This window comes from Pseudomonas sp. PF05 (assembly GCF_056521845.1).
This window is the reverse complement of sequence record NZ_JBWLPW010000006.1, coordinates 88,006-108,607: the sequence shown is the minus strand read 5'-3', so window position 1 is coordinate 108,607 and position 20,602 is coordinate 88,006. Positions and strand designations below refer to the sequence as shown.

Genomic DNA, 20,602 nt, shown 5'->3' with positions numbered 1-20,602 from the left:
ATTATTTAAGAGTCATGGCTGTTAGCCACAGGCGTAGGACGAATCCTAGTCGCGCCCTCAACAGTGTGTCAATTTCGTGAATCGTCTGTAATTAGGCGAAAAACATCTAAGAATCGTTCAAAACAAACAGCCATCCCGACCGCAGACCGCCGAGGGCGTAGAGACCTGCGCCGGCAGGGTTTGCGTCAGCCATTGGGCGAATGCCTCGGGTTTGTCGAGCCAGGGGCCGATATCGAGCAGCGTGAACTGGCCGTCCTGCTCCAGGGCCAAGGTCGGGAAACCCTGGCCGCCGACTTGGGCCAGCAAGGTACGACTGGCCTTGATATGCCCCTGTACATCAACCGCGCGCAACGCCGCCAGGAACGCCTGGGCCGGCACGCCAATGGATTGAGCGAGCTCCAGCAGGACGGCTTCGTCAGCGATGCGCCGGCCCTCGACGTAGTGCGCGGTTTGCAGGCGCCCGAGCAGTTCCAGGCCGTGGCCGCCGAGCTGTTCGGCAGCGAGGATGGCGGCGGTCGGCGGCGCCGAATCGAACACGGCGCTGTGGTCACGCAGCAAACCTTCGAAATAGGCCTCGCCAAATGGCTGCCCGGAATATTCAGCGATGCGCCGGTCGTGGGGCATCACATAATTGCGCAGTTGCGGCGAGACCTGCTGGCGATTGGCACCGGTCATCATGCCTCCGCCATGGGCAATGACCGGCAAAACGGCCCGGGCGGCCTGCACCAACGGCTTGGCGCCGTAGCACCAGCCGCACAGTGGGTCGTAGATATAATGAAGAGTGGCCATGAGGACTCCGCTAACCATGGGGATTGGATGGCAGCAGGGTAGCCTTGAGAGCGCTGCGCAAAAACGCTGGAACGGTTTTCAGTGTGTTTCGTGGATCGGTCGAATGCCTCACTGAATTAAACACCGCCCCCTGTGGGAGCGAGCTTGCTCGCGATGGCAGTGTGTCAGTCAACAGCAGTGTTATTGATCCACCGCTATCGCGAGCAAGCTCGCACACAGTGACTTGTGTGGATTCGAAAGCCAGCGGACATAAAAAAAGCGCTGCCATCCCGGCCAGCGCCTTTATCAATCCGTCGAATTCTATCCTTGCATCACATCCCACAGCGCTTCCAGCTCCGCCTCGCTGAACAGGCCAGCGGGGTAACGCTCAACGATCATCCGGCGCGGATCAGGTTCCCTGATCTGACGCGTTCCATTGGACTTCAACCACTGCGCCAAGGCTTGAAGCGACTCACCATTAATGGCCAAGGGATGGCATGTGCGCTCGCTTGTCATATTCATTCCAGCGCCCTCTCCTGGTTGATGAGCGGCCAATTTATCCAAGGTTTATGACAAAACAACGCAGTTGCGCTCCTGAAACTGCTGGGATGCTGATACAAGAGCTATGCCAATGTATCCATGACAGCCATAAACAGGCACAAAAAAAGCCCACGACCCAACTGGGCCGCGGGCTTGCCAGGGTGGATCCAAAAACGCCGACTTGGAGCCGGAGCCGTCGATATCACCCTGCTGTTACATCGCCACTCATTTTGCCCGCGGTGCGGGTTGCTGTTGAGTAAGGCAATGGATATTACCGCCTCCCAGTAACAGTTCGCGCCCTGGCACCATGACCACTTCGTGTTGCGGGAACAGGTTCTGCAGGATGTCCCTGGCCGGTGCGTCCAGCGGATCGTCAAAACGTGGGGCAATGATGCCGCCGTTGACGATCAGGAAATTCACATAGGACCCGGCCAGGCGCACGGTTGGGTTGCGCTCTTGGGAACCTTCTACCGCATCGACGCCAGCGCATTCTTCCTCGGTGGCGTACAACGGCCCCGGAATTGGCATTTTGTGCACTGTGAACGGGCGTCCCTTGGCGTCAGTGCTGTTTTGCAGCACGTTCATTGCCGCGTGGCAGCGGGTGTAGTTCGGGTCTTGCGGGTCGTCGGTCCATGCAAGCAGGACTTCGCCCGGCCGCACGTAGCAGCAAAAGTTATCCACGTGGCCGTCGGTTTCGTCATTGAACAGCCCATCAGGCAGCCAGATGATCTTGTCCACTGCCAACTGCGCGCTGAGCACTGCCTCGATCTCTTCACGGCTCAAGTGCGGGTTGCGATTGCGGTTGAGCAGGCACTCTTCGGTGGTGATCAGGGTGCCTTCGCCATCCACATGGATCGAGCCGCCCTCGAGCACAAAACCTTCGGTGCGATAACGCGGGCTGCGCTCGATCTCGAGGATTTTGCCGGCCACTTGCGCATCACGGTTCCACGGCGCATACAGGCCACCGTCGAAACCGCCCCAGGCGTTGAAATCCCAATCGACACCACGCACTTCACCACTGTCGTTGATCACGAACGTGGGGCCGGTGTCGCGAACCCAGGCGTCGTCGCTGGACATTTCCACCAGGCGGATATTCGGCACGTCGAGACGCGCCCGGGCATTTTCGTATTGGGCCGCAGACACCGCCACGGTCACCGGTTCAAAACGGGCGATGGCCTTGGCGACCGCGACGTGGGCGGCCTGCGCGGGCTTGCCGCCCAGGCGCCAGTTGTCCGGGCGCTCGGGCCAGATCATCCAGACCTGGGTCTGGGTCGCCCACTCGGCAGGCATATGGAAACCATCCGCGCGGGGAGTGCTGTGCAACGTTGTCATGGGTCATCTCCTGGGCGACGGGCAAGTGGCAACCTTATAAACGATAAATATCGACTAATAAAGTACAAAAAATCTCGATCAATCAAAAAGCATCTTAAAACACCGACAAAAATCGATCTTATGACGAAAAAACCTGTGGGGAACACAGCTTTACAGCCTGCATTCCAGATCGATTACAGCCCCTCGTCCAAGACCTTCACCAGCATATCGACGAAGAAATCCACGCTCTGGCGCGTGGTGACCATCGGCGGTTTGATCTTGAGGATGTTCAGGTAATCGCCGGTCGGCTGCATGAATATCCCCAACGCTCGCAGGCGATTGCACAGCGCCGTGGTTTCTTCGGTGGCCGGCTCCAACGTGTCGCGGTCGCGGATCAGTTCCACACCCAGGTAGAACCCCGAGCCATGCACCGCACCGACCAATGGATAGCGGTCGATCAAGGCCTCCAGCCGAGCCTTGAAATGCCCACCCACCACCCGGGCGTTTTCCCAGAGATTTTCTTCTTCCATGACATCCAGCACCGCCATGCCGATCTGGCAACTGACCGGGCTGCCTCCGGCCGACGAGAAGAAGTAGCCCTCGGCTTCCAGCGCCTCGGCGATTTCCCGGCGGGTGATGACCGCGCCCAACGGCTGGCCGTTACCCATGCCCTTGGCCATGGTGATGATGTCCGGCACCACGCCTTGCTCTTCGAAGCCCCAGAAAAACTCGCCCATGCGCCCGTAACCGACCTGTACTTCGTCGGCGATGCAGACCCCACCACGCTCGCGCACCATCGCGTAGACCCGTTTCAGGTAACCGGGCGGCAGCGCGATCCCCCCCGCGTTGCCGTACACCGGTTCGCAGATGAAACCGGCGAGCTGGCGCTTGTTCTTGGCGATTTTCGCCAGGTTATGTTCGACGCTGCGCACGTAGTCCGGCGCAGTGTGGAGGCCACGGAATTCGCCGCGATAGGTGTTTGGGGCGGTCACTGGATGCACCCAGTCCGGGCGACTGCTCAGGGCCTGGGGGTTGTCGGCAATGGACGTCGAGACCGCATCGGCCGCCACCGACCAGCCGTGATAGGCCTCCAATACACTGAGCATGTCCCGCCCGCCGCTGTAGGCCCAGGCCAGGCGGATCGCCAGGTCGTTGGCCTCGGTGCCGCTGTTGACCAGGAACACCCGGTCCATGTTGGACGGCGACAATGCCAGCAGACGTTCGGAGAATTCGGCAACCGCCGCATAGTGGAAACGCGAGTTGGTATTGAGCAGCGACCACTGCCGGGCAGCCACTGCCGCCATACGTGGATGGCCGTGGCCCAGCACGGCGACATTGTTGAGCATGTCCAGGTACGAGCGGCCCTGCATGTCGATCAGGTGGTTGCGCCAGCCACGCTCGATGCGCGGCGGGTCGACGTAGTAGTGCTTTTGCGAACGGGCAAAGCTCGCATCGCGACGGGCCAGCAGCACGTCGGGATCGATCTCCGGCTCGGCATCGCAAGCCAGCCCCAGCAGCACCGCCGGCGAAGGGCAAAGCACCTGCCAGGCCGGTGCCCTGGAGGGCGTGCAGAACAGCGGCGGATTCACCTGGGCGCCCCGGCACAATTGGACCCGCAACAGCCCTGACACTTCGCCCAGCACCTGCCCCTTGACCAGTGCCGCGCCGGAATGCAGCGGCGAGGTCACGCCCCACAGCCGCACGCTCAACTGGGTACTGTCCAGCTGCAATAAGCCCTCGGCGGTCTTGTGCACGACCCCAGCGAAAGGGGATTCGAGCGGCGTCCCCAGCGGAACGCTCAACTCCACGTGCAGTGGATAGGTATCGGGCTCGACGGCGCTGTCCGGCCGAGTGCGGGATAACCGGTACTGCCCGTAGCGGCTGGCGGCCAGGCCATGAATGCCGGCGGCCTCGCTCAGCAAGCGCTGGTCGATCCCCTGCTGCTCCCAATTGCCAGCCTCGAAATGCGGGCTCAGCACCCCCAGGTCAATCAGCGCGAACTCACGCCCCACCAGGGTCGGCAACAGCGGCGCAAAGCCTTCGCTGGCAATCGGCGGCAGGCTTTGGTCGACGACGCTAAGAATCGCCGCTTCCATCAGTTCGAGGGGCACCGAGTGGGCGACCCGGAAAATCTCCCATTCATGCGCCAGGTTGTCGCGGCTGTATTGGTTGTCCGGGTCGATGGAGACCTGCTGCTCACCGCTGAGCACCAGTACCGCGGCGCGCGCCACGATCAGTGGCCACAGCGCCAACAGTTCTTCGCGTTGCAAGGGGTTGACTGTGTGGCAGGCCTTGATCGCCGGCAAGATGAAGAATGGATCGCCGTCGGCGTGGTGCAGCAGGGCCGCGCACGTCACCGACAAGTCAGTGACGCGCCAGGTGCGGATCAGGTCGCCGAAATCGATGACGCCCTGCAATTGCCATTGGCGCTGGGCATCGCGCTGCCAGACCACGTTGTCGTCGGTGATGTCCATGTGGATCGCCTGCACCGGCAAGCTGGCCTTGAGCGGCTGCAAGCGCCGCTCGGCCTGTTGCGCGACCTCGGCGATCAGTTGCCGCCGCTGATCGTCGTCGATGACAGGCAACAGGTGATCGACCAGGGCGGGAGCGTGGCGCGCGTCCCATTGCAGGGTACGCTCCAGGCCTGGGTGGTCGAATGTCGCCAGGGCCAGGTCCATTTCCGCGCACAGGCGGCCCAGGCCGGTCACCAACTCAGGCGGCAGGTGTTTGAGCTGCGTGAGGGACTGGCCGTCGATGTACTCCAGCAGTCGCATGTGAACCGCTTGCCCGTCGACGTCCAATGTCAGCAGGTCCTGGCCGTTGTTGGCCGCAATCACCCGCGGCACTTTCACCGCGCCGTGCCCGGCCAACTGCTTGAGGGCAGCGTGTTGGGCCTGGAGCTCCTGGACAGCGTAGTCGCCATGGCAAATTTTCAGCACAAAGCGCCCGCGCTCGCTGTCGACGCGGTAGTTGAGGTCCTGGTGGCTGCCGAGGGGTCGCAGGTCACCGCTGAGTCCGTAATTCAAGCGCAACAGCACCAACGCCTGCTCGGCGCTGATCTGTGGGCTTGGCAAACTGGCACGGTGAACCAACGTAGTGAGTGGCATACAACGACCCCTGAGGTGGTTTTGTTCGGATGACTATCTCGCCACTGAGTCGTGGGATAAGCAACCCCTCTTACATACGCGCCCTGGTATTGGGGCCTGCGGTGAGGGGATTTACGTTCATTCCTGCGCGGGTCGCCTGTCGACGCAGCAATATCCCACTTGCGCCGCCCTCGCCATACCTACAAGCTATGCTCTTACCGCTCTACTCTCTGATCCAAAAGGCTTACCGGATGCGCATTCTCATCACTGGCGGTGCCGGCTTCATCGGCTCGGCCCTCATACGGCACTTGATTCTTGATACCGGGCACCAGGTCCTGAACCTCGATAAGCTGACCTATGCTGGCAATCTCGAATCGCTGAGCAGCATCGATCACGACAGCCGCTACGAATTCGTCCAGGCCGATATCGTCGATCAACCCACCGTCGGTGCAGTGCTGGCGCGATTCAAGCCTGACGCCATCATGCATCTGGCAGCCGAGTCCCATGTAGACCGTTCCATTGATGGCCCGGCGGATTTCATCCAGACCAATATCGTGGGCACCTACAGCCTGCTGGAAGCCACTCGAGCTTATTGGCAGGCCCTGCCCGAGCCACAGAAGCGCGCGTTTCGCTTCCACCACATTTCCACCGACGAAGTGTATGGCGACCTGCACGGCGTGGATGACTTGTTCACCGAAACCACCGCCTATGCCCCAAGCTCACCGTATTCGGCGAGCAAGGCGGCGTCCGACCACCTGGTCCGCGCCTGGCAACGCACCTATGGCTTGCCCGTGCTGTTGACTAACTGCTCGAACAACTACGGGCCGTTTCACTTCCCCGAGAAACTCATTCCACTGGTGATCCTCAACGCACTGGCCGGTAAGCCCTTGCCGGTCTACGGCAACGGCCAGCAAGTGCGCGACTGGCTGTTCGTCGAAGACCATGCCCGTGCGCTGCTCAAGGTCGTCACAGAAGGCGCGGTCGGCGAGACATACAACATTGGCGGCCACAACGAGCAGAAAAACATCGACGTGGTGCGCAGCATCTGCGCGCTGCTCGAGGAACTGGCGCCACGCAAACCCGAAGGGGTCGAGCACTATGCCGACCTGATCAGCTTCGTCCAGGACCGCCCCGGCCACGACCTGCGCTACGCCATCGACGCCAGCAAGATCGAACGGGAACTGGGCTGGACCCCCCGGGAAACCTTCGAGACCGGGCTGCGCAAGACCGTGCAGTGGTACCTCGAGAACCTGCTGTGGTGCCAGCGTGTCCAGGACGGCAGCTATCAGGGCGAGCGCCTCGGCTCGCTCGACAACAAGGATGCGATTGCATGATGAAGGGCATTGTTCTGGCCGGCGGTTCCGGCACACGCTTGCACCCGATTACCCTTGGGGTTTCCAAGCAACTCCTGCCGGTTTATGACAAGCCGATGATCTATTACCCGATCTCGGTGCTGATGCTCGCCGGCATCAAGGACATATTGGTAATTTCCACCCCGCAGGATCTGCCGCAATACCGCAGCCTGCTGGGCGACGGCCAACAGTTCGGCGTGCAGTTCAGCTACGCCGAGCAGCCGACGCCCGATGGCCTGGCCCAGGCGTTCCTGATCGGCGAACAGTTCATTGGCAGCGACTCGGTGTGCCTGATCCTGGGCGACAACATTTTCCACGGCCAGCATTTTGGCGAACAATTGCAGACCGCCGTCAACCGGCAGAGTGGCGCGACGGTGTTCGGCTACTGGGTCAAGGACCCTGAGCGTTTTGGCGTGATCGACTTCGATTCAGAAGGACGAGCGATGTCCATCGAAGAAAAACCCACCGCGCCCAAATCCAGCTACGCGGTGACCGGCCTGTATTTCTACGATAACGACGTGATCAAGATCGCCAAGGCTATCAAGCCCTCCAAGCGCGGCGAACTGGAAATCACCGACGTCAACAATGCCTACCTGCAACGCGGCGACCTGCATGTCGAGCGCTTCGGTCGTGGTTTCGCCTGGCTGGACACCGGCACTCACGACAGCCTGCTGGAAGCCTCGCAATACGTGCAGACCATCGAACATCGCCAAGGCCTGAAAGTGGCGTGCCTGGAAGAAATTGCCTACCAGCAAGGTTGGGTCAGCCGCGAGCACGTCCTTGAACGCGCCCAGTATTTTGGCAAGACCGGCTACGGCCAGTACTTGTTCACCATCGCCGGAGAAACACGATGAAGGTCATCGCCACTCGCCTGCCGGATGTGCTGGTCATCGAACCGAAAGTCTTTGGCGACGACCGCGGTTTTTTCTACGAAAGCTTCAATGCCCGGGCGTTTGCCGAAGCGACCGGCTGCACCCTGCAGTTCGTCCAGGACAACCATTCACGCTCCACCAGGGGCGTGCTGCGGGGCCTGCACTATCAGATCGAACAGGCCCAGGGAAAACTCGTGCGCGTCACGGCGGGGGAAGTGCTGGATGTCGCGGTGGACATCCGCCGCAGCTCGCCGACCTTCGGCCAATGGACCAGCGTACGCCTGTCGGCGCAGAACCACCGGCAGATGTGGGTCCCGCCAGGGTTTGCCCACGGTTTCGTCGTACTGAGCGAATCAGCGGACTTCCTTTACAAGACCACTGATTACTACGCCCCGTCGGCCGAACGCTGCATCCGCTGGGACGACCCGCAGTTGGCCATCGATTGGGAGCTCGAAGGCGCGCCGGTCCTCTCGGCCAAAGACCGGAATGGCAAGCCCCTGCATGAGGCAGACCTGTTCCCATGAGTACCCCGTTGCGCATCCTGATCATCGGCCAGAATGGCCAGGTTTCCCGGGCACTCCAATCACGCCTGAGCGGCCTGGGCGAGTTGATCGTACGCGGCAGCGACCAGCTCGATCTGGCACAACCGGATTCCCTGCGCGCCCCCATCGAGGCGTTGAGGCCCGGTCTGATCATCAATGCCGCCGCCCACACGGCCGTCGACCAGGCCGAAAGTGAACCGGAGCGGGCGTTCGCCATCAATGCCACGGCACCGGGCATCCTGGCCCAGGCAGCGGTTGCACTAGGCGTCCCGTTGATTCATTACTCCACCGACTACGTCTTCGATGGCCTCAAGCCCACCCCCTACACCGAGGACGACACGCCCAACCCGCTGAGTGTCTACGGACGCAGCAAACTGGCCGGCGAGAATGCCATCCGCCAGGCTGGCGGCCAGCACCTGATTCTGCGCACCAGCTGGGTGTACTCCACCGAGGGCCGTAACTTCCTGTTGACCATGCAGCGCCTGTTGCAGGAAAAACCGCAGCTGCGGGTGGTCGCCGACCAGATTGGCGCACCGACCTGGGCCGGCACCATTGCCGACAGCACCGCGCAACTGATCGAGCGCTGGCAGGCCGGCCAACCTGGCGCGTGGGGCACCTATCACCTGACAGCCCGGGGCGAGACGTCCTGGTTCGGTTTCGCCCAGGCCATCGGCGAAGACCTGCTCGTTCGACACAAGCCGTGCGCGCTGCTTGAGCCCATTGCATCCAGCGCCTATCCCACTCCGGCCCCTCGGCCGCTGAACTCGCGCCTGGATTGCAGCCGCCTGCTCAAGGCGTGGGGCGTGAGCCAACCGGACTGGCGAAGCGCGTTGCAGCAGTGCCTAGCCGGACAAATCTAGTACTGCCTTACAAATAGTATTTGTGAGGCGGCGCTGGGCATAATACGCCTGTCACCACAGGCGCCCCATGCTCATGAATTCCACCCTTCCTCGCAGACCCCGATGGCGCAGCCTGGCTTTGCTCGCGCTGTGCCTGGCGCCGTTGCTGTGGCCGTTGGAGCACCTGGCCGAACGTTATTACCGCAGCGAGCTGGCCGGGCAGAACCGCCAGACCCTGGACCTCTACGTCGCCAACCTGCTGGGCACGCTGCACCGCTATGAGGTGCTGCCACAGATTCTCGGCGACCTGCCGGCCTTGCGCGCCGCCTTGTCGGCCCCGGACGATGGCGTGACCCAAGGCAATGCCAACCGGCTGCTGAAAAACATCAGCGCCCAGACCGGCGCCGAAGTCATGTACCTGATGGACCCTTCCGGCAAGACCTTGGCCGCGTCGAACTGGGACAAACACGACAGTTTCGTCGGACGCAATTTCGCCTTCCGGCCGTACTTCATCGAAGCCATGGCCGGACGCCTGGGCCGCTTCTTCGGCCTGGGCACGACGTCGGCCAAGCGCGGTTATTTCTTTGCTGCCGCCGTGCACGAGCGCGAAAAAGTCATCGGCGTGCTGGTGGTCAAGGTCGACCTCGACCACACCGAAAGCTTGTGGGGCAAGACCCCGGAACAGTTGCTGGTGGCCGACCACAATGGCGTGGTCATTCTCACGTCGCGCCAGGAATGGCGATTTCGCGCAACCCGGCCGCTCAGTGACGACGAGCGCAAGGCCATCAGCGCGGTACAACCGTATCCGACCCGCGATCCCAAGCCGCTGAACCTGGACGCCAACGCCTGGCTGCCCCAGACCCAGTCAATCGAGGAAACCGGCTGGAGCGTGAGCATTCTCGCCCCGCGCACGCTGATTGATCGTCCGGTGCGCACCGTGGTCGCCATCGGCGGCGCGGCGTTACTGGTCTTGATGCTGTTGCTCGGGTTGATGATGCAACGCCGGCGCCATTACCTGGATCGGATCGCCTTCGAAGCCAAGGCCCGCCAAGAGCTGGAGGGCCGGGTGGCGGAGCGTACCAGTGACCTGCAAGGGCTGAACCGACGGTTGAAGCAGGAAGTACTGGAGCGTGAGCAGGCCCAGCAGGAGTTGGTCCGCGCCCAGGATGACCTGGTGCAGGCCGGCAAGCTGTCGGCCCTGGGCACCATGTCGGCGAGCATCAGCCACGAACTCAACCAACCGCTGGCAGCGATTCGCAGCTACGCGGAAAACGCCGAGATTCTACTCGACCACCAACGCACCGAAGACGCCCGGGGCAACCTCAAGCTGATCAGCGAATTGACCGGGCGCATGGCCTCGATCATCGCCCATCTGCGCGCCTTCGCCCGCCGCGACCGACATGCGCCGGAAAGCGTCGCTTTGCAGCCGGCGCTGGACGATGCCCTGGCGCTGCTCGCCAAGCGCCGGCGCAGCATGGAAGTGGAACTGATCCGCGATTTGCCGGCCGCCACACTGTGGGTCGAGGCCGGCGAAACCCGCTTGCGCCAAGTGCTCGGCAACCTGCTGGCCAATGCCCTCGATGCCCTCACCGAAAAAGGCCCGCCGCGCAAACTCTGGCTAAGTGCCCAGGCCACCGAAACCGGCGTCAACCTGTACATCCGCGATAACGGCCCGGGGTTTTGCATGGAAGCCCTGGGCCGCGCCGGCGAGCCCTTCTACACCACCAAGACCCGCACCCAAGGCCTTGGCCTGGGGCTGGCGATCTGCGACACCCTGATGCGCGCCTTTGGCGGTGAACTGTCATTCGCCAACCACAAGGAAGGCGGCGCCCTGATTACCCTGAAGCTACGTGCCGGCGCCCCTGGGGTGAGCCTGCAACCGTCCGAGGACCGAAGTGCATGACCATCGACAACCGGATTGAGGTGGTGCTGATCGACGACGATCCCCATTTGCGTCAGGCCTTGAGCCAGACCCTCGACCTGGCCGGCCTGAAAACGCTGACCCTGGCCGAAGCCAAGGGCGTGGCCGGGCAACTGCCCCGCGACTGGCCAGGGGTGGTGGTCAGTGATATTCGCATGCCAGGCATGGATGGCCTCGAACTGCTGGGCGAGCTCCACGCCCAGGACCCGGAGCTGCCGGTGCTGCTGATCACCGGCCACGGCGACGTGCCGCTGGCCGTGCAGGCGATGCGTGCCGGAGCCTATGACTTCCTGGAAAAGCCCTTCGCCAGCGATCATCTGCTCGACACCGTGCGCCGGGCCCTGGCCTTGCGCCGACTGGTGCTGGACAACCGCAGCCTGCGCCTGGCCCTGAGCGATCGCCATGAACTCAGCGCCCGCCTGGTCGGCCAATCGGCACCGATATTGCGCCTGCGCGAGCAAATCGGCGCACTGGCCGCCACCCGCGCCGACGTGCTGATCCTCGGTGAAACCGGTGCCGGCAAGGAAGTGGTCGCCCGCGCACTGCACGATCTTTCAGGCCGACGCAACGGCCCCTTCGTGGCGATCAACGCCGGAGCCCTGGCCGAATCCGTAGTGGAAAGCGAGCTGTTCGGCCACGAACCCGGCGCTTTTACCGGAGCGCAAAAACGCCGTATCGGCAAGTTCGAATTCGCTAACGGCGGCACTCTGTTTCTGGATGAAATCGAAAGCATGAGCCTGGATGTCCAGGTCAAGCTGCTGCGTCTGCTGCAAGAACGCATGGTGGAGCGGCTGGGGGGCAATCAACAGATCCCGCTGGATATCCGCGTGATCGCCGCCACCAAGGAAGACCTGCGCCAGGCCGCCGACCAGGGGCGCTTTCGCGCCGACCTGTATTACCGCCTGAACGTCGCGCCGCTGCGCATACCACCGTTGCGCGAACGGGGTGAGGATGCGCTGATGCTGTTCCAGCACTTCGCCGACGAAGCCAGCACTCGCCACGGCCTGCCGCCCCATGAATTGCAGCCGGCACAACGGGCGCTGCTGCTGCGCCACAGTTGGCCGGGCAATGTGCGGGAACTGCAGAACGCCGCTGAACGCTTTGCCCTGGGCCTGGAACTGGCCCTGGACAACAACGCGCCCGACGGCAGCCCCAGCGCACCGGTGGAATTGGTCAGCGGCGGCTTGAGCGAGCAGGTGGAAAACTTCGAGAAAACCCTGATCGCCGCCGAATTGGCCCGTCCCCACAGCTCGGTACGCAGCCTGGCCGAAGCCCTGGGCATCCCACGCAAGACCTTGCATGACAAGTTACGCAAGCATGGGCTGAACTTCGGCGACAGCAGCCATGGCTCGGCCGATGAGTCCGATTGAGTTATCGTCATTTCCCTTTCAAGCAGAAGGCCCCGCAATGAACCGCGATTGTCGTTACCTGGAATCGATCCTGCACCACGACATCCCCTTGACCCGGGACATGGGCCTCAAGGTGCTCGATTGGCAGGCCCGGCAACTGCGCCTGTCCTTGCCGCTTGCGGCCAACGTCAATCACAAGAGCACCATGTTCGGTGGCAGCTTGTATTGCGGCGCGGTGCTCGGCGGCTGGGGATGGCTGCACCTGGCCCTGCGCGAGGAAGGCATCGTAGACGGACATATCGTGATTCAGGAAGGGCAGATCAGCTATCCGCTGCCGGTAACCGGCGATGCGACCGTCGTCTGCGAAGCGCCGGACGAAAAGGTCTGGAAGCGCTTCCTGGCCACCTACCGGCGTTACGGACGGGCGCGGCTGGCGTTGCAGACGCAGGTCATGAATATCGGGAGCGAGGACGTGGCGGTGCAGTTTGAGGGGCAGTACGTGTTGCACCGCTAAAACACCGCCGGCCCCTGTGGCGAGGTAGCGCTGTGTGGGAGCAAGGCTTGCCCGCGATGGAAGCGCCGCGGTCTTTCAGCGATCGAGGCGCCTGTATCGCGAGCAAGCTTTGCTCCCACAATCACCTCGCCACAAAGGATCGAGCCGGTATCAAGAGCGAGCAAGCTCCAACAACTTTGCGCGCCACGCCGCTTTCGCCGGCAACGCCAGGAACGACGTATTCAACAGCGACTCGCGCGGTGGATAACAGAACGGCTCGCCCCTCAAGTCCAGTACCTCACCACCCGCGCCTTCCAAGACACCCTGTGCGGCAGCGGTGTCCCACTGGGAGGTCGGCGCCAGCCGTGGATAACAATCCGCCGCGCCTTCGGCCACCAGGCAAAACTTCAACGAACTGCCAATACTGGTCAGTTGCAGCTCACCCAGGCTCCCGCTCAAGCCATTGAGCAGGCGTTCCTGCTCCGGGCTGGTGTGTCGGCGACTGGCAACCACGGTGAAGGCTTCACCGGGCGCCAGTGTGTCACGAACCGCGATCGGCAAAGGCTCGCCCCCCTTGTCGCCACGCCAGGCGCCCAGTCCCGCTCCGCCGACATAAAAACGCCCATTGGTGGGCATCGACACCACGCCGAACACCACACGGCCCTGCTCCACCAACGCGATGTTGACGGTGAACTCCTCGCTGCCGGAAATGAATTCCTTGGTGCCATCCAGCGGGTCTACCAGCCACCAGCGTTGCCAGCCGGCACGCACGCTTTGGGCGATATCGGCGTCTTCTTCGGAGAGGATCGCAATATCCGGGGCCAGCGCCTTCAGCCCGGCCACGATCACATCATGGGCGGCCATGTCTGCGGCGGTCACCGGCGACTCGTCGGCCTTGTGGTTGACCTGCACGTTGGCGCGCCAGAACGGCAGGATCGCGTCACCAGCCTTGAGCGCCAGCTCGACTACAGGGGCCATCAACGGATGAGGGAAAGTCATGACAGGAACGCTCCACGCTGGGTCAGCAGGTCACGGGCCAGGTACAGCGCCGCCAAGGCCCGCCCCTCCGTGAACTGCGGGTTCTGTGCCAAGGCCGACAGCTCACGCAGGTTGACCTTGTCCACGCGCATCGGCTCGGGCTCGTCACCCTCCAGCCGTTCTTCATATAGATCGGTCGCCAATACCACCTGGATCTTCTGGCTCATGTAGCCGGGGGACAACGACAGTTCGGTCAGGTGTTCCAACTGACGCGCACCAAAACCGGCCTCTTCCTTGAGCTCCCGCTCGGCCGCCGCCAGCACGTCTTCACCTGGCTCGATCAAACCCTTGGGCAGGGACAGTTCGTAAGCGTCGGTGCCACCACAATACTCTTCCACCAACACCGCATGGTCGGCGTCGAGCATCGCCACGATCATCACCGCGCCGTAGCCCGCCCCCTTGCTCGCCAGACGTTCATAGGTGCGCTCCACACCGTTGGAAAACCGCAATTTCAGTTCTTCCACGCAAAACAGGCGGCTGGTAGCGACGATCTGGCGATCGAGTATGGTGGGTTTCTGGCGCATAAACGGCTCCCTGGGCGATAGCGGGCTACTATACCCGGCCTATTCTGATTGTTTGTGTCGGATATCCGATTACCGCTGGAGAAGTTTTATGGTTTTGCTGCCCTGGCATGAGATCGATACGGTTCTGCTGGACATGGACGGCACCCTGCTGGACCTGCATTACGACAACCATTTCTGGCTCGAACACCTGCCCCAGCGCTACGCCGAACTGCATGGCGTGAGCCGGGCGATGGCCGAGATGGAGCTGCAGCCGCTGTTTGAGCGCAACGCCGGCCAGTTGCAATGGTATTGCCTGGATTTCTGGAGCACCGAGCTGAAACTGCCGGTGCGCGAACTGAAGTTGGAAACCGCGCACCTGATCGCCTTGCGCCCGGACGCCGATACCTTCCTGGCGGCGATCCAGCGCGCTGGCAAGTGCGTGGTGATGATCACCAACGCTCACCGCGATTCATTGTCCCTGAAGCTTGAACGCATCGAACTGGCCCCATACTTCGACCGTTTGATCAGTTCCCACGACTACGGCTTCCCCAAGGAAAACCCGCAATTCTGGGACGCGCTGCAAGCCGACTTGAATTTCGACCCGGCCCGCAGCCTGTTCATCGACGACACCCTGGCGGTGCTGCGCAGCGCCCGGGACTTCGGCGTGGCGCACTTGCTGGCCGTGAGCGAGCCGGACAGCCGCAAGGGGCCGAAGGACACGGGGGAGTTTGAGGCGCTGGGGGATTATCGGGACTTGATTGCCGGGCTTTGACAGGACCAGTGTGGCGAGGGAGTCCGCGTCGCCGACGCTGCGCTGTCGCGCAGGGAACAGGTCTTGTGGCGAGGGAATTTATCCCCGTTGGGCTGCGCAGCGGCCCCCAACCAGACAACTCGGTGTGCCAGTAAGATCGAGGTCGTTGCTTTTGGGGCTGCTGCGCAGCCCAGCGGGGATAAATCCCCTCGCCACACGGGAATAGCGGTCCAACTGAGTCACATTGCAGCTTGTTGAAAAGTACTTTAAAAACATGGGGTTGCACTTTGTTCCATGAAAGCTTGCTCCCGCTCGGCTGCGCAGCAGACGCATTGGGGCCGCTTCGCAGCCCAGCGGGAGCAAGCTCCCTCGCCACAGGGATCGGATTACTCAGGAATACGCAACACCTGCCCCGGATAAATCTTGTCCGGGTGCGACAGCATCGGCTTGTTGGCCTCGAATATCTTGTTGTACTTGTTCGCGTCGCCGTACTCGGCCTTGGAGATGGCGCTGAGCGTGTCGCCCTTCTTCACGGTCACGAAACGCGCCGCCTGTGCCACAGGGCCCGTCACCGTGATCTGATCGTCGACACTGCCAACACCGGCGATATTACCCACCGCCAACAGGATCTTTTCCTTCTCTTCCTGACTGGCTACTTCACCGGTGACGATGACTTTGTCACCCTCGATGGTCGCCTGGACGTTCGGATTACCCAGGCCAACCTTTTTAATATGCGCTTTCAGTTGTTCGCTGGCATTGGCATTGCCGGGGGTCAGCAGGTCGATCAGCTTTTCACCGGCTTCCTTCACAAAACTAAAGATACTCATGGCACACGCTCCTTGATTTAAGTGTCCAGACGCAAAGACTAGACCAGGCGAGACGAACCCGGTTCCCAACCGACCAATGACCCCGCCACGCGCAAGCGCTAGAATCCCAACCTTCCTGCGCCCTGGAGCGAAGATGGACATCAAGCAGCTGAAATTTCTCATCGCGCTGGACGAAACCCGTCACTTCGGTCAGGCCGCCGCACGCTGCCATATCACCCAGCCGACCTTGTCGATGCGCCTGCGCAGCCTTGAAGAAGAACTCGACCTGCCGCTGGTCAACCGCGGCCAGCGCTTTGAAGGTTTCACCGCGCCGGGGGAACGGGTGCTGGCCTGGGCGCGCACGGTGCTGGCGGCCTATGACGGGCTGCAGGCCGAAGCGGCGGCCTGTCGTGGCAACCTGGTGGGTACGCTGCGCCTGGGCGTGGTGCCGTTGTCGGATTTCGACCCCCTGGCCATGATGCAGCGTTTACATGCCGAGCACCCCAGCCTGCGTTTCGAATTGTCGTCCCTGAGCTCCGAACGCATCCTTGAACAGCTGGCCAACAACCGTATCGACCTGGGTGTCTCCTACCTGGAACGCCTGGACAACGAACGCTTCGAAGCCCTGCCCTTCAGCCACACCCGCATGGGCCTGCTCTACGATCAGCGCTTTTTCTTTTTCGGTGAACAGCCGCTGAGCTGGGAAGCGCTGATCGAACTGCCCCTGGGCATGCTCACCAGCGGCATGCACTTTCGCCAATCCATCGACCACAACTTCCACAGCCGAGGCCTAACGCCTCAACCGCTGTTGCAAACCGACGCGGTGCATCAATTGTTACAAGCTGTGCACGGCGGGCTGTGTTGCGCGGTGATGCCCCTGGACAGCGGCCTGGATGTGCTGACCGAAGACTTGCGCATCCAGCCCATCGAAAGCGCGCAGACGTTGGTCCCGCTGGGCCTGATCATGCGGCGCGGCGCCCCACGTTCGGCCTTGGCAGAGGCCTGCTTTGCCCTTTACCAGAAATCATCGACGACTTCTTGATCGACGTCATCTATTGAGAGATCAGTAATAGCGATTAGACGTGGCAGATTGCCGCATTTAGTCTTAACACTATTCCTACTTTCAGTGATGCCTATGAACGACAAGCCTCCGGTCAGTCCAGCGCCAGCGATGGAAACATCCGCGCCGGCCGCCAGCCAGAGCTATCGCTACTGCAATCTGGACCACTCCCGATCGGACAGCACCGCGCTGGCCGAGGAAGTGGCGCTGGCGATTGCCTATAACGGCATCAGCCAGGCGGTCATGCTGGTCACCCCCAGCGATCTGGAAGACTTCATCGTCGGCTTCAGCCTCGGCAGCGGCATCATCGAAGATTCATCGGACATCTATGACCTGCAACTGAGCGGCACGGGAGCGGCGCACCATGCCGAGGTGACCATCGCCAATCGCGCCTTCTGGAACCTCAAGCAGCAACGTCGGCAATTGACGGGCACCAGTGGCTGCGGGTTGTGCGGCGTGGAAGCGGTGGAACAAGCACTGCCAAACCTCAAGGTGCTGCCCGGCGCACCGCTGCCACCGGCCCAATGGCTCGATGGCCTGCGTGACCGTATCAGCCAGTTCCAGCCCCTGGGCCAATACTGCGGCGCAGTCCACGCCGCGTTGTTCATGAACGCCCAAGGCGAATTGCTGCTGGGTCGCGAAGACATTGGCCGGCACAACGCCCTCGACAAGCTGATCGGCGCGTTGATCCGGCAGCAGATCCCGGTGGCCGGCGGCGTGGCGATCGTCACCAGCCGTTGCAGCCTCGAACTGATCCAGAAAGTCCTGCGGGCCGGCATCCAGACCCTGGTCAGCCTGTCGTCGCCCACGGGCCTCGCGGTGCAATGGGCCCGCCGACACAACCTCAACCTCATCCACCTGCCGCAAAAAAGTGCGCCGCGGGTCTACAGCCCTGCGATGGAGAAACAAGCGTGAGCAATCATCAACAAGCCGACCAGAAACCCGTACCGCGCTACAAGCCCTACAAGGGCCCGGCCGGTGGCTGGGGAGCACTGATCAGCGTCGCTCAGGCCTGGTTGACCAGCGACAATGCGCTGAAAAATATCCGCATGATGCTCAAGACCAACCAGAATGGCGGTTTTGACTGCCCAGGCTGTGCCTGGGGTGACTCGCCGGAAAGCGGCATGGTCAAGTTCTGCGAGAACGGCGCCAAAGCCGTGAACTGGGAAGCCACCAAGCGCCGCGTCGATGGTGCATTTTTCGCCAAGCACAGCGTGAGCTCGCTGCTGGAGCAGAGCGATTACTGGCTCGAGTACCAGGGTCGCCTGACCGAGCCCATGCGCTACGACGCCGAGACCGACCGCTACAAACCCATCAGTTGGGAAGCGGCGTTTGACCTGATCGGCAAGCACCTGCAAGGGCTGTCCAACCCGAACCAGGCCGAGTTCTACACCTCGGGCCGGGCCAGCAACGAAGCGGCCTACTTGTATCAACTGTTCGTGCGCGCCTATGGCACCAACAACTTCCCCGACTGCTCGAACATGTGCCACGAGGCCAGCGGCGTAGCGCTGTCCCAAAGCGTGGGTGTGGGCAAGGGCACGGTGACCTTCGACGATTTCGAACATGCCGACGCGATTTTCGTCTGGGGCCAGAACCCCGGGACCAACCATCCACGGATGCTCGAACCACTGCGCGAGGCGGTGAAACGCGGCGCCCAAGTGGTCTGCATCAACCCGCTCAAGGAGCGTGGCCTGGAGCGCTTCCAGCATCCGCAGAACCCGATCGAAATGCTCACCAACGGCAACAAGCCGACCAACACCGCCTATTTCCGCCCTGCCCTGGGTGGCGACATGGCGATATTGCGCGGTATGGCGAAGTTCCTGCTGCTGTGGGAGCGCGAAGCGCAGAACAGCGGCGCTGCGGCGGTGTTCGACCACGCATTCCTCAATGAGCACAGCACCAACGTGCTGGATTACCTGGCGGCGGTCGACGACACGCCGTGGGAACAGATCGTCGAGCAATCGGGCATGCCCCTGGTCGACATCGAACAAGCGGCGCGCATGTACGCCAAAAGCGAGAACGTGATCATGTGCTGGGCGATGGGGATCACCCAGCACCGTCATTCGGTGGCGACCATCCAGGAAATCGCCAACGTGATGATGCTGCGCGGCAACATCGGCCGGCCAGGCGCAGGCCTGTGCCCGGTACGCGGTCACAGCAACGTCCAGGGCGACCGGACCATGGGCATCAACGAGCGTCCGCCAGAGGCGTTCCTCGACTCGCTGGAGCGGCGTTTCCAATTCAAGGTACCGCGTGAAAACGGCCACAACGTGGTCGAGGCGATCCACGCCATGGCCGACGGTCAGGCGAAGGTATTCATCGCCCTGGGCGGCAACTTCGCCCAAGCCACGCCGGACAGCCATCGTACCTTCCAGGCCTTGGCCAATTGCGACCTGACGGTACAGATCAGCACCAAGCTCAACCGCAGCCATCTGGCCCACGGCAAGCAAGCGCTGATCCTGCCGTGCCTGGGCCGCACCGACATCGACCTGCAAACCGATGGAGCTCAAGCGGTGACCGTGGAAGACTCCTTCAGCATGGTGCATGCCTCCATGGGCCAGTTGCAGCCGCTGTCGAACCAGATGCGCTCCGAACCGTGGATCATCGCCGGCATCGCCGCCGCCACGCTGGGTAGCCGTCCGGTGGACTGGAACTGGCTGGTGGCCGACTACAGTCGCATCCGCGACCTGATCGCCGACACCGTACCCGGCTTCAAGGACTTCAACGAAAAGCTGAAGAACCCCGGCGGGTTCTATCTGGGCAATAGCGCCGGTTCGCGGCGCTGGAACACCCCGTCGGGCCGCGCCAACTTCAAGCCCAACCGGTTGCCGACCGACCTTGTGCATGAACGCACCCGGGCCACCGGCCAGTTGCCCGACCTGATCATGCAGTCCATGCGCTCCCACGATCAGTACAACACCACCATCTATGGCCTCGATGACCGCTATCGCGGTGTGAAGGGCCAGCGTGATGTGTTGTTTGTCAACGAAGCGGACATCATTCGCCTGGGCTTCAAGCCGGGGCAGAAAGCCGACATCGTCTCACTCTGGGATGACGGGCGCGAACGGCGGGTCAAGGGCTTTACCCTGCTGGCATTCGACATCCCTGCCGGGCAGGCTGCGGCCTATTACCCTGAAGTGAACCCGCTGGTGCCATTGGAAAGCACGGGCGACGGCAGCCACACTCCAACATCGAAGTTCGTCGCGATCCGTCTGGAAGCGGCGAGCGAGAATGGATTGATCCTGGCCAAATCGGCCTGACACAGCCTTTCGGATCATGATGGCCCTGTGGCGAGGGGATTTATCCCCGCTGGGGCGCGAAGCGGCCCCTAAAACAATCGACTTGGTTATGCTGGCATACCGAGTTATCAG

The 20,602-nt window shown here is 62.2% G+C and carries 18 protein-coding genes; 11 read left to right on the top strand and 7 right to left on the bottom strand.

Annotated features, from left to right (window positions below):
• Nucleotides 1-117: 117 nt before the first annotated feature.
• The 4 genes from AC09SL_RS12330 to AC09SL_RS12315 form a co-directional block, all read right to left on the bottom strand.
• Nucleotides 118-789, bottom strand: a complete 672-nt coding sequence (locus tag AC09SL_RS12330) for a DsbA family protein (protein ID WP_058544975.1) — start codon at nt 787-789, stop codon at nt 118-120.
• Between the two features lie 300 nt (nt 790-1,089).
• Entirely contained in the window at nt 1,090-1,290 is a 201-nt protein-coding gene (locus AC09SL_RS12325) for a hypothetical protein (protein WP_058544974.1), read from the bottom strand.
• 243 nt (nt 1,291-1,533) lie between these two features.
• Nucleotides 1,534-2,640 carry an agmatine deiminase gene (gene aguA, locus AC09SL_RS12320; protein ID WP_058544973.1) on the bottom strand — a complete coding sequence of 369 codons (1,107 nt, stop codon included), beginning with the start codon at nt 2,638-2,640 and terminating at the stop codon, nt 1,534-1,536.
• Nucleotides 2,641-2,813: 173 nt separating this feature from the next.
• Nucleotides 2,814-5,726: an aminotransferase gene (locus AC09SL_RS12315; RefSeq protein WP_058544972.1), complete on the bottom strand. Its 2,913-nt coding sequence runs from the start codon at nt 5,724-5,726 to the stop codon at nt 2,814-2,816.
• A gap of 230 nt (nt 5,727-5,956) precedes the next feature.
• Between AC09SL_RS12315 and rfbB the strand changes: the two genes are divergently transcribed.
• The 7 genes from rfbB (at nt 5,957) to AC09SL_RS12280 (ending at nt 13,094) form a co-directional block, all read left to right on the top strand.
• Nucleotides 5,957-7,039 carry a dTDP-glucose 4,6-dehydratase gene (rfbB, locus tag AC09SL_RS12310; RefSeq protein ID WP_058544971.1) on the top strand — a complete coding sequence of 361 codons (1,083 nt, stop codon included), beginning with the start codon at nt 5,957-5,959 and terminating at the stop codon, nt 7,037-7,039.
• The gene (gene rfbA / locus AC09SL_RS12305) at nt 7,036-7,911 is read left to right on the top strand and encodes a glucose-1-phosphate thymidylyltransferase RfbA (protein ID WP_058544970.1); all 876 of its coding nucleotides are present in this window, start codon (nt 7,036-7,038) and stop codon (nt 7,909-7,911) included. Before rfbB ends, rfbA begins: the two co-directional genes overlap by 4 nt.
• A complete protein-coding gene (gene rfbC, locus AC09SL_RS12300) occupies nt 7,908-8,453 on the top strand; it encodes a dTDP-4-dehydrorhamnose 3,5-epimerase (protein WP_058544969.1) in 546 nt (181 codons plus the stop codon). Before rfbA ends, rfbC begins: the two co-directional genes overlap by 4 nt.
• On the top strand, nt 8,450-9,331 hold the full coding sequence (gene rfbD, locus AC09SL_RS12295) for a dTDP-4-dehydrorhamnose reductase (RefSeq protein WP_058544968.1): 882 nt from the start codon (nt 8,450-8,452) through the stop codon (nt 9,329-9,331). The genes rfbC and rfbD overlap by 4 nt, the downstream gene beginning before the upstream one ends.
• Nucleotides 9,332-9,404: 73 nt before the next feature.
• Complete coding sequence (locus AC09SL_RS12290; protein WP_058544990.1) at nt 9,405-11,213, top strand: sensor histidine kinase; 1,809 nt, start codon at nt 9,405-9,407, stop codon at nt 11,211-11,213.
• Entirely contained in the window at nt 11,210-12,601 is a 1,392-nt protein-coding gene (locus AC09SL_RS12285; protein WP_058544967.1) for a sigma-54-dependent transcriptional regulator, read from the top strand. Before AC09SL_RS12290 ends, AC09SL_RS12285 begins: the two co-directional genes overlap by 4 nt.
• Nucleotides 12,602-12,638: 37 nt before the next feature.
• Nucleotides 12,639-13,094, top strand: a complete 456-nt coding sequence (locus tag AC09SL_RS12280) for a YiiD C-terminal domain-containing protein (RefSeq protein ID WP_058544966.1) — start codon at nt 12,639-12,641, stop codon at nt 13,092-13,094.
• A 150-nt stretch (nt 13,095-13,244) separates the two neighbouring features.
• Here AC09SL_RS12280 and cysQ read toward each other — a convergent pair whose 3' ends face one another.
• The gene (cysQ, locus tag AC09SL_RS12275; RefSeq protein WP_058544965.1) at nt 13,245-14,072 is read right to left on the bottom strand and encodes a 3'(2'),5'-bisphosphate nucleotidase CysQ; all 828 of its coding nucleotides are present in this window, start codon (nt 14,070-14,072) and stop codon (nt 13,245-13,247) included.
• On the bottom strand, nt 14,069-14,635 hold the full coding sequence (gene nudE / locus AC09SL_RS12270; protein ID WP_003196729.1) for an ADP compounds hydrolase NudE: 567 nt from the start codon (nt 14,633-14,635) through the stop codon (nt 14,069-14,071). The genes cysQ and nudE overlap by 4 nt, the downstream gene beginning before the upstream one ends.
• Nucleotides 14,636-14,723: 88 nt before the next feature.
• Here nudE and yrfG point away from each other — a divergent pair, with 88 nt between their 5' ends.
• Complete coding sequence (gene yrfG / locus AC09SL_RS12265) at nt 14,724-15,386, top strand: GMP/IMP nucleotidase (protein ID WP_058544964.1); 663 nt, start codon at nt 14,724-14,726, stop codon at nt 15,384-15,386.
• 365 nt (nt 15,387-15,751) lie between these two features.
• Here yrfG and lysM read toward each other — a convergent pair whose 3' ends face one another.
• A complete protein-coding gene (lysM, locus tag AC09SL_RS12260; RefSeq protein ID WP_058544963.1) occupies nt 15,752-16,192 on the bottom strand; it encodes a peptidoglycan-binding protein LysM in 441 nt (146 codons plus the stop codon).
• Nucleotides 16,193-16,325: 133 nt separating this feature from the next.
• Here lysM and AC09SL_RS12255 point away from each other — a divergent pair, with 133 nt between their 5' ends.
• From AC09SL_RS12255 to AC09SL_RS12245, 3 genes are all read left to right on the top strand, one after another.
• Entirely contained in the window at nt 16,326-17,213 is an 888-nt protein-coding gene (locus AC09SL_RS12255) for a LysR family transcriptional regulator (RefSeq protein ID WP_058544962.1), read from the top strand.
• A gap of 93 nt (nt 17,214-17,306) precedes the next feature.
• Nucleotides 17,307-18,146, top strand: a complete 840-nt coding sequence (gene fdhD, locus AC09SL_RS12250) for a formate dehydrogenase accessory sulfurtransferase FdhD (protein WP_058544961.1) — start codon at nt 17,307-17,309, stop codon at nt 18,144-18,146.
• Nucleotides 18,143-20,491, top strand: a complete 2,349-nt coding sequence (locus tag AC09SL_RS12245) for an FdhF/YdeP family oxidoreductase (protein WP_058544960.1) — start codon at nt 18,143-18,145, stop codon at nt 20,489-20,491. Before fdhD ends, AC09SL_RS12245 begins: the two co-directional genes overlap by 4 nt.
• Nucleotides 20,492-20,602 lie beyond the last annotated feature (111 nt).

Bases quoted from the DNA above. Each gene is read 5' to 3' on its own strand.
- lysM (WP_058544963.1), bottom strand. From the start codon at position 16,192: ATGAGTATCTTTAGTTTTGTGAAGGAAGCCGGTGAAAAGCTGATCGAC.
- fdhD (WP_058544961.1), top strand. From the start codon at position 17,307: ATGAACGACAAGCCTCCGGTCAGTCCAGCGCCAGCGATGGAAACATCC.
- AC09SL_RS12325 (WP_058544974.1), bottom strand. From the start codon at position 1,290: ATGAATATGACAAGCGAGCGCACATGCCATCCCTTGGCCATTAATGGT.
- AC09SL_RS12285 (WP_058544967.1), top strand. From the start codon at position 11,210: ATGACCATCGACAACCGGATTGAGGTGGTGCTGATCGACGACGATCCC.
- rfbC (WP_058544969.1), top strand. From the start codon at position 7,908: ATGAAGGTCATCGCCACTCGCCTGCCGGATGTGCTGGTCATCGAACCG.
- yrfG (WP_058544964.1), top strand. From the start codon at position 14,724: ATGGTTTTGCTGCCCTGGCATGAGATCGATACGGTTCTGCTGGACATG.
- rfbA (WP_058544970.1), top strand. From the start codon at position 7,036: ATGATGAAGGGCATTGTTCTGGCCGGCGGTTCCGGCACACGCTTGCAC.
- rfbD (WP_058544968.1), top strand. From the start codon at position 8,450: ATGAGTACCCCGTTGCGCATCCTGATCATCGGCCAGAATGGCCAGGTT.
- AC09SL_RS12290 (WP_058544990.1), top strand. From the start codon at position 9,405: ATGAATTCCACCCTTCCTCGCAGACCCCGATGGCGCAGCCTGGCTTTG.
- AC09SL_RS12280 (WP_058544966.1), top strand. From the start codon at position 12,639: ATGAACCGCGATTGTCGTTACCTGGAATCGATCCTGCACCACGACATC.
- AC09SL_RS12330 (WP_058544975.1), bottom strand. From the start codon at position 789: ATGGCCACTCTTCATTATATCTACGACCCACTGTGCGGCTGGTGCTAC.
- AC09SL_RS12255 (WP_058544962.1), top strand. From the start codon at position 16,326: ATGGACATCAAGCAGCTGAAATTTCTCATCGCGCTGGACGAAACCCGT.
- cysQ (WP_058544965.1), bottom strand. From the start codon at position 14,072: ATGACTTTCCCTCATCCGTTGATGGCCCCTGTAGTCGAGCTGGCGCTC.
- AC09SL_RS12315 (WP_058544972.1), bottom strand. From the start codon at position 5,726: ATGCCACTCACTACGTTGGTTCACCGTGCCAGTTTGCCAAGCCCACAG.
- nudE (WP_003196729.1), bottom strand. From the start codon at position 14,635: ATGCGCCAGAAACCCACCATACTCGATCGCCAGATCGTCGCTACCAGC.
- rfbB (WP_058544971.1), top strand. From the start codon at position 5,957: ATGCGCATTCTCATCACTGGCGGTGCCGGCTTCATCGGCTCGGCCCTC.
- aguA (WP_058544973.1), bottom strand. From the start codon at position 2,640: ATGACAACGTTGCACAGCACTCCCCGCGCGGATGGTTTCCATATGCCT.